This is a genomic window from Mesorhizobium sp. M4B.F.Ca.ET.089.01.1.1 (genome assembly GCF_004022605.1).
Lineage (GTDB): Bacteria > Pseudomonadota > Alphaproteobacteria > Rhizobiales > Rhizobiaceae > Mesorhizobium > Mesorhizobium abyssinicae.
In genome coordinates, this window is the sequence record NZ_RZOS01000157.1 from 1 (window position 1) to 12,059 (window position 12,059).

General features: G+C 64.3%; 12 protein-coding genes and 1 pseudogene. 3 read left to right on the top strand and 10 right to left on the bottom strand.

Annotated features, from left to right (window positions below; all coding sequences use genetic code 11):
- The 7 genes and pseudogenes from EN780_RS16505 to EN780_RS16535 form a co-directional block, all read right to left on the bottom strand.
- Positions 1 to 274, bottom strand: a pseudogene (locus EN780_RS16505) (methyltetrahydrofolate cobalamin methyltransferase); the annotation flags it as partial.
- Positions 275 to 354: 80 nt separating this feature from the next.
- The gene (locus tag EN780_RS16510) at positions 355 to 1,446 is read right to left on the bottom strand and encodes a methylenetetrahydrofolate reductase (RefSeq protein WP_128274727.1); all 1,092 of its coding nucleotides are present in this window, start codon (positions 1,444 to 1,446) and stop codon (positions 355 to 357) included.
- A complete protein-coding gene (locus tag EN780_RS16515; RefSeq protein WP_127285132.1) occupies positions 1,443 to 2,042 on the bottom strand; it encodes a methylenetetrahydrofolate reductase C-terminal domain-containing protein in 600 nt (199 codons plus the stop codon). Before EN780_RS16515 ends, EN780_RS16510 begins: the two co-directional genes overlap by 4 nt.
- A complete protein-coding gene (locus EN780_RS16520; RefSeq protein WP_127285133.1) occupies positions 2,035 to 2,337 on the bottom strand; it encodes a virulence factor in 303 nt (100 codons plus the stop codon). The genes EN780_RS16515 and EN780_RS16520 overlap by 8 nt, the downstream gene beginning before the upstream one ends.
- Positions 2,338 to 2,576: 239 nt before the next feature.
- On the bottom strand, positions 2,577 to 3,359 hold the full coding sequence (locus EN780_RS16525; protein ID WP_128274728.1) for a formyl transferase: 783 nt from the start codon (positions 3,357 to 3,359) through the stop codon (positions 2,577 to 2,579).
- Positions 3,360 to 3,492: 133 nt separating this feature from the next.
- The gene (locus tag EN780_RS16530; protein WP_128274729.1) at positions 3,493 to 4,071 is read right to left on the bottom strand and encodes a DUF4893 domain-containing protein; all 579 of its coding nucleotides are present in this window, start codon (positions 4,069 to 4,071) and stop codon (positions 3,493 to 3,495) included.
- Positions 4,072 to 4,096: 25 nt separating this feature from the next.
- Positions 4,097 to 4,726: a DUF1638 domain-containing protein gene (locus EN780_RS16535; protein ID WP_128274730.1), complete on the bottom strand. Its 630-nt coding sequence runs from the start codon at positions 4,724 to 4,726 to the stop codon at positions 4,097 to 4,099.
- Positions 4,727 to 4,790: 64 nt separating this feature from the next.
- Between EN780_RS16535 and EN780_RS16540 the strand changes: the two genes are divergently transcribed.
- A complete protein-coding gene (locus tag EN780_RS16540) occupies positions 4,791 to 4,931 on the top strand; it encodes an entericidin A/B family lipoprotein (RefSeq protein ID WP_127393868.1) in 141 nt (46 codons plus the stop codon).
- 84 nt (positions 4,932 to 5,015) lie between these two features.
- On the opposite strand, the gene EN780_RS16545 is transcribed toward EN780_RS16540, so the two are convergent.
- From EN780_RS16545 to EN780_RS16555, 3 genes are all read right to left on the bottom strand, one after another.
- Positions 5,016 to 5,714, bottom strand: coding sequence for a B12-binding domain-containing protein (locus tag EN780_RS16545; RefSeq protein ID WP_127285137.1), 699 nt, complete (start codon positions 5,712 to 5,714; stop codon positions 5,016 to 5,018).
- 98 nt (positions 5,715 to 5,812) lie between these two features.
- Positions 5,813 to 7,462, bottom strand: coding sequence for an ABC transporter substrate-binding protein (locus tag EN780_RS16550; RefSeq protein WP_128274731.1), 1,650 nt, complete (start codon positions 7,460 to 7,462; stop codon positions 5,813 to 5,815).
- Between the two features lie 41 nt (positions 7,463 to 7,503).
- Positions 7,504 to 9,054, bottom strand: coding sequence for a trimethylamine methyltransferase family protein (locus tag EN780_RS16555; protein WP_128274732.1), 1,551 nt, complete (start codon positions 9,052 to 9,054; stop codon positions 7,504 to 7,506).
- 91 nt (positions 9,055 to 9,145) lie between these two features.
- Between EN780_RS16555 and EN780_RS16560 the strand changes: the two genes are divergently transcribed.
- Both EN780_RS16560 and mutL read left to right on the top strand, forming a co-directional pair.
- Positions 9,146 to 10,048, top strand: coding sequence for a LysR substrate-binding domain-containing protein (locus EN780_RS16560; RefSeq protein ID WP_128274733.1), 903 nt, complete (start codon positions 9,146 to 9,148; stop codon positions 10,046 to 10,048).
- Positions 10,049 to 10,158: 110 nt separating this feature from the next.
- On the top strand, positions 10,159 to 12,027 hold the full coding sequence (mutL, locus tag EN780_RS16565) for a DNA mismatch repair endonuclease MutL (RefSeq protein ID WP_128274734.1): 1,869 nt from the start codon (positions 10,159 to 10,161) through the stop codon (positions 12,025 to 12,027).
- The last annotated feature ends 32 nt before the right edge of the window (positions 12,028 to 12,059 follow it).

Here is a 12,059-nt window from a genome sequence, read left to right on the forward strand (position 1 = left end):
GGCCCTGCACGATCTCCAGCGTCTGCACCAGCAGCGCCGGCTCGGTGGCGTTGGGGTCGACGGCGGTGACGCCGGCATTGACGTCGAGCATGGTGGCGCCGCACGCGGCCTGCTCCAGCGCATCCTTGATGACGGTCTCGAAGTTGCCGGCCACCATTTCGGCGGCGAGCTTCTTGCGGCCCGTCGGGTTGATGCGCTCGCCGATCACGCAGAAGGGCTGGTCGAAGCCGATGATGATTTCTTTGGTCGCGGACGCGACGATGGTGCGGGTCATGCAATCTCTCCGTCGTGATATAAAGAGTTCTTTATATCGTTATCTGATTTCGTTCAAGCGAATGGTGACGGCCGCGTCCTTCAATGCGCGGTCTTCACCATGTCCACCTGGGTTTCGGTAATCTCGTCATGCAGAATGTGGTCGAGCCGGTCGGCGACCAGCTGGTCGTCGCGGCGGATTTCGCGCTTCCATGGCTGGCGGCCCTTCAGCACGCCCGATTCATCGACGATCTCGGCGACGTACTCCTCCTGGCGGTAGGCCATCACATGGACGCCGGCGACGCCTGGGATTTCCTTCACCTCGTTGATGATGTCGATGCAGAGCTGCTTGCCTTCCTTCTTCTGGTCCTGGGCGCCTTCCAACCGCTTGATGATCGCGTCGGGGATATGGATGCCCGGCACGTTGGAACGGATCCACTTGGCCGTCTTGGCCGAGGCCAGCGGCCCGACGCCGCACAGGACGAAAACCTTCTCGGTGTGGCCGAGGTCACGCGCTTTCTGCATGAAGGTTTTGAACATCGGTACGTCGAAACAGTACTGCGTCTGCAAGAACTGGGCGCCGGCGGCGATCTTCTTGCCGAGATGGATGGGGCGGAAGTCGAAGGGCGGGGCGAAGGGATTGACGGCGGCGCCGAGGAAGATCTGCGGCGGCGTCGTCAGCTTGCGGCCCGAAAGGAACTTGCCGTTGTCGCGCATGATGCGGCAGGTCTCGAGCAGCGACATGGAATCGAGGTCGAACACCGGCTTGGCGCCGGGCTGGTCGCCGGCCTGCACACCGTCGCCGGTGAGGCAGAGCATGTTGGCGACGCCCATCGCGGCGCCGCCCAGCACGTCGCCCTGGATGGCGATGCGGTTCTTGTCGCGGCAGGCGATCTGCATGATCGGGGCATAGCCCATGCGGGTGAGCAGCGCGCAGATGCCGACCGAGGACATGTGGCAGTTGGCGCCGGAGGCATCGACGGCGTTGATGGCGTCGACCCAGCCGTCGAAGATCTTGGCTCGGTTGTAAACGTCCTCCGGATCGGCGCTGTCCGGCGGGTTGAGCTCGGTGGTCACCGCGAACTCGCCGCGCCTCAGCACGCGCTCCAGACGGCCGCGCGAGGTGTGGCCGGGCAAGGGATCGAGTGGCAGGTGGATGCCGGCCGGGTTCTCGTCGCGCTGGCGGATGGTCATGCGGACGCTCCGGTCTTGGTTGCATTGTCGGCCGGCTGGCGCGCGGCGGCTGCCTGCGCGGTCACGCGCAGCCAGGCGGAGGTTTCACGCAGCGACTGGTCGACCGGCTTCTGCACGTCGAGGATCTTGTCGCCATGCACCATGTTGCGCGAACCTTCCCAGGCCTTGACCCAGACGCAGGGCATGTTGGGCTCGACCTCGCAATTGCCGTTGGCGCGCACGCCGCCGCACGGGCCGTTGCGGAGCTGCTTCGGGCAGTTCATCGGGCAGGACATGCCGGTCGAGGACAAGACGCACTGGCCGCACATGCGACAGTCGAACATGAAGCCCTTGACGCGCTTCTCGACGAACTTGACCGGAGCCTCGACGCGACCGTAGCCGATGCCTTTCCACAAGGGATGCAGCAGCAGGAAGATGTCGGCGAAGCGGCTGTAGAACCATTCGAGCAATCGTGAGTGCCGGATAGACCACAATCTCACCGCGAAGGAGCGCTGGACGCGCCGCTGCGGCGACACGTCGGCCGGCTTGTAGTCGGATTTCGGCGCTGCCTTCTTGACCAGAGTGGCCTGGGTAACCGCCGGTTGCTGTTCAGACATTTTCTTTTCCGCCCGCCTTGACCAGAGCGACCAGCCGCTCGCGGTCGTATTTCGTGTCGAGCTCGTGGAAGGCCCTTTCGACCTCGGCCTCGAGGTCGTCGCCGACCGGAACCGGGTCGGCCTTGCGCCATTCGGCCAGATAGTCGTCGGTGCCGCCAGCTCCGGTGCGCATGGCGCACATGTCGATCGCCTCGGTGAAGCGCAGCGGCAGTTCGCGCTTGGCGTTCTGCCGGCCCTTCCTGACGATGACCTGGGCGGGGATGTCGCGCCAGTAGACGACGATCAGATCGGCCATAAATTTCTCACTCCCGTAGAGCGCCGTGCGTCCTTTTTGGACGCACAAAGGACGCTCTACCACTTTAACTTCGCTGCATCGTGCTTTCCAAAGGTCGAGTCCGACTTCGGGCCGATGCAGCAGCTGCGAGCATTGCCGCATGCGCACTGGGGCCGCTTGTTATGGGACGACGCGCGCGCATTCAAAAGCGACGCTATTGGAGGTCGCAAAAAGAAAGGTGAAATAGCGCGGCCAGCCGGCTACCAGATGCGCTTCGTCAAGCCGGTCCAAAGGTAGTGCCAGATCGTCGGATGATACCACTGTTTCGAGGGCAGGCCGGGATCGAATGTTGCGAGCTTGCCCGCCAGTGCGTCACCGACCGCTTCGACGCAGATGTCGCGCGAGAATGCCGCCTGCCGCAGCGCGTAGCTTGAGATCGTGTCGCCCGGTTCAGGCTTGCCGCGCGCCTGTCGCAGCACGCCGCCGGTGTCGACGCCGGCATCGACCAGATGCACGGTGCTGCCGAAATTGCCCGCGTCGCCCGAGGCCAGCGCCCAGTAGCCGCCATTCATACCGCGATATTTGGGGGCGATGCCGGCATGATAGTTAAGCACCGGACAGGCTATCTTCGCCAGCGTCTGCCGCGACAGCAGGCGGCAGCCGGCCAGCAGCACCACGCCCGGCTGGAGATCGGCGATCGCCCGAAGGCACTCCGGCCCATTGGCCGAGGGGATGTCGATGATGGTCTGGCCGGGGCGGGGTTCGGTCTCCAGTTTCTGCTCGGCGATCAATCGTGCCGCATGGCCGGAAAAGAACCGTTTGCCGAGCCGCGTCAGCACCATGGTGCCGAGCTGTCCGATGGCCGAGATCCAGCCCTGGCGCCGAGCCCGGCCGAGAAGCAATTGTTTTTTGGATTCAGGTGTTTCGAGGACGACGCTGACAGGGCCGAGCCGATCGGCGATGGCGTTGACGATCGCCCAGATGTGCGGACCGCCCTCGGTGACGACGACGATCGGTCGTGGATCTGCCATTGGCGCTGCCATGGTTCGTGCCGCCCCCTGGGTGTCGGAGCGCCCGGCGCGCCCGGATGGGAGCGACCTGCGCAAACGCGCGGCATGCTAGGCTGGCGGGGTTAATCCTTGGTGACGGCGCGAGACCAAAGGTCTCTGGGCGGAATCAGCGCTTGAATTCCATGATGTCGAGCTTCGATTCGTAGTAGGGCGCCGGGAATTCAATGCGCCATTCGGTGGCGCTGTTGCGGAAGGCATAGCCGACCTGGTCGCTCTGCGGGCCGCTGCCATAAGGTTTGGCCGGATCTTCGTTGACGGTGAACGAGCCGAGATAGATGGCGCGCTTTTCGCTCTCGTCGAAGAAGCGGCCCTTGGTGCGCTGCGAGCCGCTGATCTTTTCCAGTCTCCAGCCGGAGCCGTCATCGCTCACCTTGCAATTGAACCAGCCATAGATGACGAGCGGGCTCAAGCCGCCGGCCTTGATGGTGCGGCATTTCCAGGTGCCGGTCAGGTCCTTGTCGGAAAACGCCACCAGCGGCTTGGCGAGGAGGGTATCCAACTGCTTGACCTCGGCCGGGTCGCCGGCCTTGGCCTCCTCGAGGGCGGCCTTGCGCGTCTCGCCATATTTGTCGAGCCGCGCCTTGTCGGCGGCGGTGATCAGTTTCTGCACCTCGCCATCGGCGTGAGCCGGCAGGGTCAAGCCGACACCCAGGCACACAGACAGAAGCAAAGCCCGAAAACGCATCGATTCCCCCATCTTGATCAGCAGGTCAGCCGCGTGTGGCGGCCTCGGCCAGTTCCGTCGTCAGATCGCCATAGCCGGTCGAGCGGCGCTCATAGGCCAGGCCGAGCAGCGCGGCTGCCTTCTCCGCAACCCTGTCGAGCTCCGGATCGTCGGTCTGGGCGATATAGACCAGCTTCTGGTAATTGCCGAAATAGTCCTTGATCAGCTCGGGATGCCTGTCGAGGCCAAGCGGCTTCATGAAAAAGGCATCGAACTGGCGACAGAGGAAGTCGGTCATGTAGAACGACATCATGTCGTCGTCGGCGACCTTCGCGTAGGCGTCCATGCCCTGGTAGAAGGCGAAGCAGTGCGGACCGGCCATGCGCCCGACGCCGTGCTTCTCGCAGATGCGATCAAGCATGCCGCCGGTGCCGCAGTCGGCATAGCCGACGAAGATGTGCCGGTAGCCCTCGGCCTTGGCCTTTTCGATCGCCTTGTCCATCGCCGGCGGGATGCGGTCCGGATAGAAATGGAACTCCGCCGGCAGGCAGGTCAGGTCGAGATGGTCGAGCCCGAGCTGCTGCTTGACGGCCAGAACTTCGCGCGCAATCATCCCGCAGGCGATGACGAGCAGCCTTTCGCCTTGATCGGGTTGCGCTTTTCGCACGGCACTCATAGAACCAGCCGAACCGATTTGGTTGCGTTATCTTCTTACCTACAGAACGAGGGAGACACCGTCCATGAAACTGTCGCGCCTTGGCCCCATCGCCATTCTTGCCTGCGCGCTGGCCCTTTCGGCCTGCGCCAATACGATCCGCGGTGTCGGCAAGGACGTCAAATCGACCGCCAATGCCGTCGAGGACACCGTCAAGAATCCCTGATCCACGGTCTTCCAGAATCTGGGAACAAAAAAGCCGCGCTGCAAGGCGCGGCTTTTTTCATTGTTCATTGCGAAGCCGCTGGGCTCAAGCCGAAGCCCGCACATTGTGCTTGCGCTTCATGAAGTCCTTGGCGGTCTCGACCGCCACCGCCGCGTCGCGGCAATAGGCATCGGCGCCGACGGCCTTGCCGAACTCCTCGTTGAGCGGCGCGCCGCCAACCAGCACGACATAGTCGTCGCGGATGCCCTTCTCCTTCATCGTGTCGATGACGACCTTCATGTAGGGCATGGTGGTGGTCAGCAGCGCCGACATGCCGATGATGTCGGGCTGGTGCTGCTCGATGGCCTCCAGATACTTCTCGACCGCATTGTTGATGCCAAGGTCGATGACGTCGAAGCCAGCCCCCTCCATCATCATGCCGACCAGGTTCTTGCCGATGTCGTGGATGTCGCCCTTGACGGTGCCGATCACCATCTTGCCCTGCTTGGGCGCGCCGGTGGCGGCGAGCAGCGGGCGAAGGATGGCCATGCCGGCCTTCATGGCGTTGGCCGACAGCAGCACTTCCGGCACGAACAGGATGCCGTCGCGAAAATCCTCGCCGACGATGCGCATGCCTTCGACCAGCGCCTCGGTCAGCACCTTGTAGGGAACCCAGCCGCGCTCGAGAAGGATGTTGGTGCCTTCCTCGATCTCTTCCTTCAGCCCGTCATAAAGGTCGTCGTGCATCTGCTGCACGAGCTCGTCGTCGGAAAGCTCGGAAAGGATGATCTCGTCGTCGGACATTTTTTCTCGGCGCCAATTGCTCATGAGTGATTTACGGGCCGCCGGCACCTCTTGTCAGAGGTGCCGGCGGCAGTTGCTTGCAAGTCTCGGGAGGTGTTTCAGGCGTCCAGCCAGACGTTCTGGAAATCCATTTCGTAGGTCTGGTGCATCGAATAGTTCTTCACCTTCTTGCTCATGTGGCAGTAGAGCTTCTGCCAGAAGGGCTGGATGATGACGCCGGAATCCTGCAGGATCTGCTCGACGTCCTTCATCACTTCCTTGCGCTTGGCGGGATCGGCCAGCGAGAGCGCCTCCTTGAGCTTGGCGTCGAAATCCGGGTTCGCGAACGCCGTCTCATTCCAGGCCTCGCCCGAGCGATAGCCGAGCGCCAGCACCTGGACGCCGAGCGGACGCATGTACCAGATGGTCATCGAATAGGGATACTTCGTCCAGTCGTTCCAGAAGGTCGAGCCCGGCAGCACCGTACGCTTCACCTTGATGCCGGCATCGCGCAGCTGGCCGGCGATCGCATCGCCGGTGTTCTTCTGCCATTCGTCCTCGACGGTGATCAGCTCATGCTCGAAGTCGGCCTGCCCGGCATCCGCCATCAGCTTCTTGGCGGCGGCTGCATCGCGTGTCTTCTTGGGCAGCGGATAGTATTCGGGATGGATCGGGCTGACGTGGTGGTTCTCGCCAACGGTGCCGCGCCCGGCGTAGCCGAGCTGCATGACGGCATCGTTGTCGACCGCCATCTGCAGCGCATTGCGCACCCGCTGGTCGTCATAGGGCTTGTGGGTGATGTTGGTGCGGGCGACGAGGGTGGTCGCCGTCGCGACCTCCGATTTCACCAGATCCATCTTGTCGAGGGCGTCGATGAAGTCGGCCGGCGTTTCGAAATCGAGGTCGATCTCGCCGGAATCGAAGGCGTTCAGCGTGGCGTTGAAGTCGGTGCCGTAGTCGATGAACTCGACACCGTCGAGCGGCGTTTCGCCACCCCACCATTTGCCGCTCTCGCGACGCTTGACGACCGCCTTCTGGCCGACATCGTAGGATACCAGCTCGAACGCTCCGGTGCCGATCGGCTTCTTGATCGGATCTGCGCCATCCTTGTCGAAGTCGCGATGCACGACCAGCGCCGGATAGTCGGTGAAGCCCGGTATGATCGCGATATCGGCTTCGCTGAGCTTCAGCTTGACCGTATGGTCATCGACCTTGGTGATTGCGCCATCCCTTGCCTTGCCGGTCTTGGCGTCGACCAACGCGCCGACGCGGGCGGCCATGGAATTGCCGGAAGCCCCCTTCTCGCACCAGCGATTCAGGTTGAAGACCACGTCATCGGCGTTGAAGGCATCGCCATTGTTCCAGGTGACGCCCTTGCGCAGGTGCAGCGTGTATTCGGTGGCGTCGTCGTTGATGTCCCAGCTCTCGAGCAGCACCGGCTCGAAGGTGAACTGGTGCGTGTAGCGGACGAGCGGCTCCAGCCAGCAACGGGTGACGTTCGCCATCTCGGTCCAGTCATAGGTGCGCGGATCCTTCTGCGCCTTGACCGACATCGAGACGTGCAGCGTGCCGCCTTTCTTGGGCTCGTCGGCCAGTGCTTTTGTCGGCGCGGCAAGGCCGATCATGCCATAGGCGAACGCCGTCGACGCGCCGAAGGCGCTGGCCAGGGCCAGGAATTCACGCCTGTCCATGCGGCCCGCCCGCGCTTCTTCTGCCATTGCCTCGATAGCTCCCGGCACGCGGTCGCCATTGCTTCTGAAGAGTGCCATTTTTTCCTCCCTTATGGTTCGTCAGGTCTTCGCCTGTTTTACTAACTAACGCTGTCCGGCAGTTTTTCCTCACGCCGCGCGATCAAATCCTTAAGACCCTCGGCGATGCCCTCGTCGAGCTTCGGCTCCTCATAGTCGGCCAGCATGTTGCGCGCCTTCTCACGTCCGCGCGTGTCGTGGTCCTTCGCGCCTTCGGCGTTCCATTGTTCGTACGAATTGAAGTCCATGATCGAGGGCATGAAGAAAGCGGACTCGAAATGTTCGAGCGTATGCTGGGTGCCGAGGAAATGGCCCTGCGGCCCCACCTCGCGGATCGCCGCCATCGCTTCCTTGAAATCGTCGAAGGGAAGGCCGCCGGCATATTTGTACCAGCCGACAAGCTGCTCGCAGTCGGTGGCGAATTTCGAATAGCCGCAGGTCAGCCCTGCCTCCAGCCATCCGGCCGAGTGCCAGATGTAGTTGGCGCCGGCAAGGATGGCGGCATGCATCAGCATGTTCGCCTCGTAGCCGGCTTGGGCGTCGTTCAATTTGGAGCCGACATGGAAGCCCGAGGTGCGCCACGGCAGTTTGTATTTCCTGGCCAGCGCGCCCATCAGATACATCATCTGCGCCGCCTCCGGCGTGCCGCCCATCGGCGCTCCGGTCTTCATGTCGACCGTCACCATGAACTGGCCGTAGATCTGCGGCGACCCCGGACGCAGCAGCTGGGTGAAGGCGACGCCGGCCAGCGCTTCCGCATTGACCTGCGCCACCGCGCCGACGGCGGAGGCCGAGGTCGAGGCGCCGCACAGCGCGAAGGGCGCCAGGATCAGCGGCTGGTTGCTCCGCGCATAGACCTTCATCGCGTCGAGCATGGTGGCGTCCCACACCAGCGGCGAGTTGCAGTTGGTAATCGCCACCAGGACCGAATTGTCGCGGACATAGTCCTCGCCGAAGACGATGCCGGCCATCGCCATCGTGTCTTCGGCGCGTTCCTTCGACGTCACGATGCCCATGAACGGTTTGTCGGAGTGCTTCAGCGCCGAATGGATGATGTGCAGATGACGCTTCGGCACAGCGATTTCCATCGGCTCGCAGATGACCGAGCTCGACGAGTGCAGCGCCGGGGCCATGTAGGCGAGCTTGTGGAAATTGTTGAGGTCGGCGAGCGAGCCGTAGCGCCTGTTGTTGTCGAGGTCGCGGATATAGGGCGCGCCATACATCGGCACGAATATGGAATTCTTGCCGCCGACGCGGACGGTGCGCTCGGGGTTGCGGGCATTGAGCGTGAATTCCGATGGAACCTTCGAGACCAGTTCCATCAAGAGCGCACGGTCGATACGCACGCGCGTTTCGGAGACATCGGCGCCGGCGGCCTTCCACAGGGCGATCGCCTCGTCGTCGCGGAACTCGCAGCCCACCTCTTCGAGGATCGAGAGCGATTCCTGGTGGATCAGTTCCACCGCCTCGTCGGGGACCATCTGATACGCCGGGATCTGGCGCACCAGCGTCGGAAACGAGGCCACGGGAGCGCCCCGTATCGCCTTGCGCCCCAGTCGGCCGCCGCTTCTGCGGTTGACATGTTCGGTCACTGCAACGGCCGGTGCATTCATGGCAATTCATCCTCCAACAGCCCGTCAACTTAACGAGGCGAAACATCGCTGTGACGCTGGAAAATCCTGATCTCTTGTATAAACTCTGCTTATGCGAAGTCTGCGCCACCTGCTGCCCTCCGCCGGCAGCCTGATCGTCTTCGAGGCGGCCGGCCGGCTGTCGAGCTTCACCGCCGCCGGTCGCGAGCTCGGCATGACGCAGGCGGCCGTGTCCTACGCCGTGCGCGGACTGGAGGAGCAGCTCGGCGCCAAGCTGTTCCAGCGCCGCCATCGCCAGGTTCTCCTGACCGAGGCCGGCGAGCGCTTCCACGCCGACGTCTCGCTCGGCCTTTCCCATATCCGCAAGTCGGCGGAGGATTTGCGCCTGCAGGCGACCGGCGGCCATGTGACGCTTGCCGCGTCGACCGCCTTCGGCTCGTTCTGGATGATGCCGCGCCTGCAGCAGTTCCGCGACGAACTGCCGGGCGTCGATCTGCGCATCCAGACCGCCGATCGCGATCTCGACATCATCGCCGAGGGCATCCCGCTCGGCGTGCGCGGCGGCATGCCGCGCGACTGGCCGGACTATCATTCGATGTCGCTGTCCGACGAGGAGATCTTCCCGGTCGCAGGCCCCAGCTACCTCGCTAAATTCGGCAAGCCGAAAACGGTCGAGGAACTCGCCACGCACCGGCTCATCCATCTGGAGGAGCCCTACCGAGAGGCCCCGAACTGGGACGAATGGTTCGGGTCAGCCGGAACCAGCCTGCGCAACGCCGAGCGCGGCTTGCGCATCAATGATTATGCGCTGGTGATCCAGGCGGTGATGGAAGGGCAAGGCATCTCGCTCGGTTGGCGGCATCTGGTCGAGCGCCTCGTGGCATCGGGGCTGCTGGTGCCGGTGACGGATCATGTGCTGACAACCGGCATCGGGTTCTACGTCATCTGGCCAAAGAACCGCGAACTCAGCGACAATGCGCGCAAGGTAAGGGACTGGCTGGTCGCGCAGGCTTGAGGTCGCCAGCTTCTGCGCGGCAGCGGACCGCGAGGGGATTGTGACGGTAGCTGTTGCCAACTGTATTCCGCCCCTCCCCCAATGCTGTCGAATCCGCCTATAATCTCCGGATGCCCATCCGCCAGCTTTCCGAAACGATGATCAACCAGATCGCCGCCGGCGAGGTCATCGAGCGTCCGGCGAGCGTGGTGAAGGAACTGGTCGAGAACGCGCTCGATGCCGGGGCGTACCGCGTCGACATCGTCACCGCCGGCGGCGGGCTGAACCTGATCCGCGTCACCGACGACGGCTCCGGCATCCCGGAGCGGGAACTGGCGCTGGCGATCGCACGCCACTGCACCTCCAAGCTTTCAGACGACATCCTCGACATCCGCTCGCTCGGCTTCCGCGGCGAGGCGCTGCCCTCGATCGGCTCGGTGGCGCGGCTGTCGATCCGCTCGCGCACAGCCGCAGGCGACAGCGCGGCTGAGATCGGCATCGAGGGCGGCCGGGTCTCGGCGGTGAAGCCGGCGGCGGCCAACCGCGGCACCACGGTCGAGGTGCGCGACCTGTTCTTCGCCACGCCCGCACGGCTCAAATTCATGAAGGGCGAGCGGGCCGAAAGCTCGGCGACCAGCGATGTGGTGAAGCGCATCGCCATCGCCTTCCCCGGCGTGCGCTTCACGCTTGCCGGCCCCGACCGCTCGACGCTGGAATTGCCGGCGACCGGTAACGATCCGGAGGGCCGGCTGCAACGCGTGGCGCAAGTGATGGGCGCCGAGTTCCCCGACAATGCCATCCCCATCGATGCTACGCGCGATGGCGTGCATCTTGCCGGCCACGTCTCCATTCCATCCTTCACGCGGGCGAACGCGCTGCAGCAATATGCCTATGTCAACGGAAGGCCGGTGCGCGACAAGCTGATCGCCGGCGCAATCCGCGGCGCCTTCGCCGACGTGCTGCCGCGCGACCGCCATGCGGTGACCGTGCTGTTCCTTTCGCTCGATCCGGCGACCGTCGACGTCAATGTCCATCCGGCCAAGGCCGATGTGCGTTTTCGCGATCCGGGCCTGGTGCGTGGGCTGATCGTCGGCGCCATCCGCGAGGCGCTGGCCGGCGCCGGCATCCGCGCCGCGACCACGGGCGCCGCCGGCATGATGGCGGCGTTCCGGCCGGGCGCCGCTCCCTTCGGCCATGGCGGGCCGGCCAATGGCCACCGCAGCTACGAGGCGGCCTACCGCGCGTCGGGTTTCGCCGGCTTCGAGCATTCGCCGCAGCGGCCGCTCGACATGGGATATGGCGACGCCCAGCAGCAAAGGGCCGGCTTCGGTGAACCCGACCAGGCGGCGTTCGATGCCGGGCCGCTTCACAGCGCCGACGCGCGCGCCAGCCAGGACGAGCCGGCCGTGACGTTGCTCGGCACGGCGCTGGGCGCGGCGCGGGCGCAGGTACACGAGAACTATATCGTCGCCCAGACCAGGGATTCGCTGGTCATCGTCGACCAGCACGCCGCGCATGAGCGGCTGGTCTACGAGGCCCTGAAGAACGCGCTGCACTCGCGTGCGGTGCCCTCGCAGATGCTTTTGCTGCCGGAGATCGTCGACTTGGCCGAAGAAGACGCCGAGCGGCTGGCCATGCATTCCGAGACGCTGGCCAGATTCGGCCTCGGCCTCGAGCGCTTCGGCCCGGGCGCGGTGGCGGTGCGCGAGACGCCGTCGATGCTCGGCGAAACCAACGTGCAGCAACTGGTGCGCGACCTCGCCGACGAGATCGCGGACAACGACACGGTCGAGACGCTGAAGGAGCGGCTGCACCACATCGCCGCGACCATGGCCTGCCATGGCTCGGTGCGTTCGGGGCGGCTGCTCAAGCCCGAGGAGATGAACGCGCTGTTGCGCCAGATGGAGGCGACGCCCGGCTCCGGCACCTGCAACCACGGCCGCCCGACCTATATCGAGCTGAAGCTCGCCGACATCGAGCGGCTGTTCGGGCGGCGGTAGGATCGTACGGCGCAGCCCCCGCCCCGCTGCTT

Coding starts and splice junctions, on each gene's coding strand:
- EN780_RS16535 (WP_128274730.1), bottom strand. CDS start 4,726: ATGAGTGCCGTGCGAAAAGCGCAACCCGATCAAGGCGAAAGGCTGCTC.
- EN780_RS16545 (WP_127285137.1), bottom strand. CDS start 5,714: ATGTCCGACGACGAGATCATCCTTTCCGAGCTTTCCGACGACGAGCTC.
- EN780_RS16530 (WP_128274729.1), bottom strand. CDS start 4,071: ATGCGTTTTCGGGCTTTGCTTCTGTCTGTGTGCCTGGGTGTCGGCTTG.
- mutL (WP_128274734.1), top strand. CDS start 10,159: ATGCCCATCCGCCAGCTTTCCGAAACGATGATCAACCAGATCGCCGCC.
- EN780_RS16540 (WP_127393868.1), top strand. CDS start 4,791: ATGAAACTGTCGCGCCTTGGCCCCATCGCCATTCTTGCCTGCGCGCTG.
- EN780_RS16560 (WP_128274733.1), top strand. CDS start 9,146: ATGCGAAGTCTGCGCCACCTGCTGCCCTCCGCCGGCAGCCTGATCGTC.
- EN780_RS16515 (WP_127285132.1), bottom strand. CDS start 2,042: ATGTCTGAACAGCAACCGGCGGTTACCCAGGCCACTCTGGTCAAGAAG.
- EN780_RS16520 (WP_127285133.1), bottom strand. CDS start 2,337: ATGGCCGATCTGATCGTCGTCTACTGGCGCGACATCCCCGCCCAGGTC.
- EN780_RS16550 (WP_128274731.1), bottom strand. CDS start 7,462: ATGGCACTCTTCAGAAGCAATGGCGACCGCGTGCCGGGAGCTATCGAG.
- EN780_RS16510 (WP_128274727.1), bottom strand. CDS start 1,446: ATGACCATCCGCCAGCGCGACGAGAACCCGGCCGGCATCCACCTGCCA.
- EN780_RS16525 (WP_128274728.1), bottom strand. CDS start 3,359: ATGGCAGCGCCAATGGCAGATCCACGACCGATCGTCGTCGTCACCGAG.
- EN780_RS16555 (WP_128274732.1), bottom strand. CDS start 9,054: ATGAATGCACCGGCCGTTGCAGTGACCGAACATGTCAACCGCAGAAGC.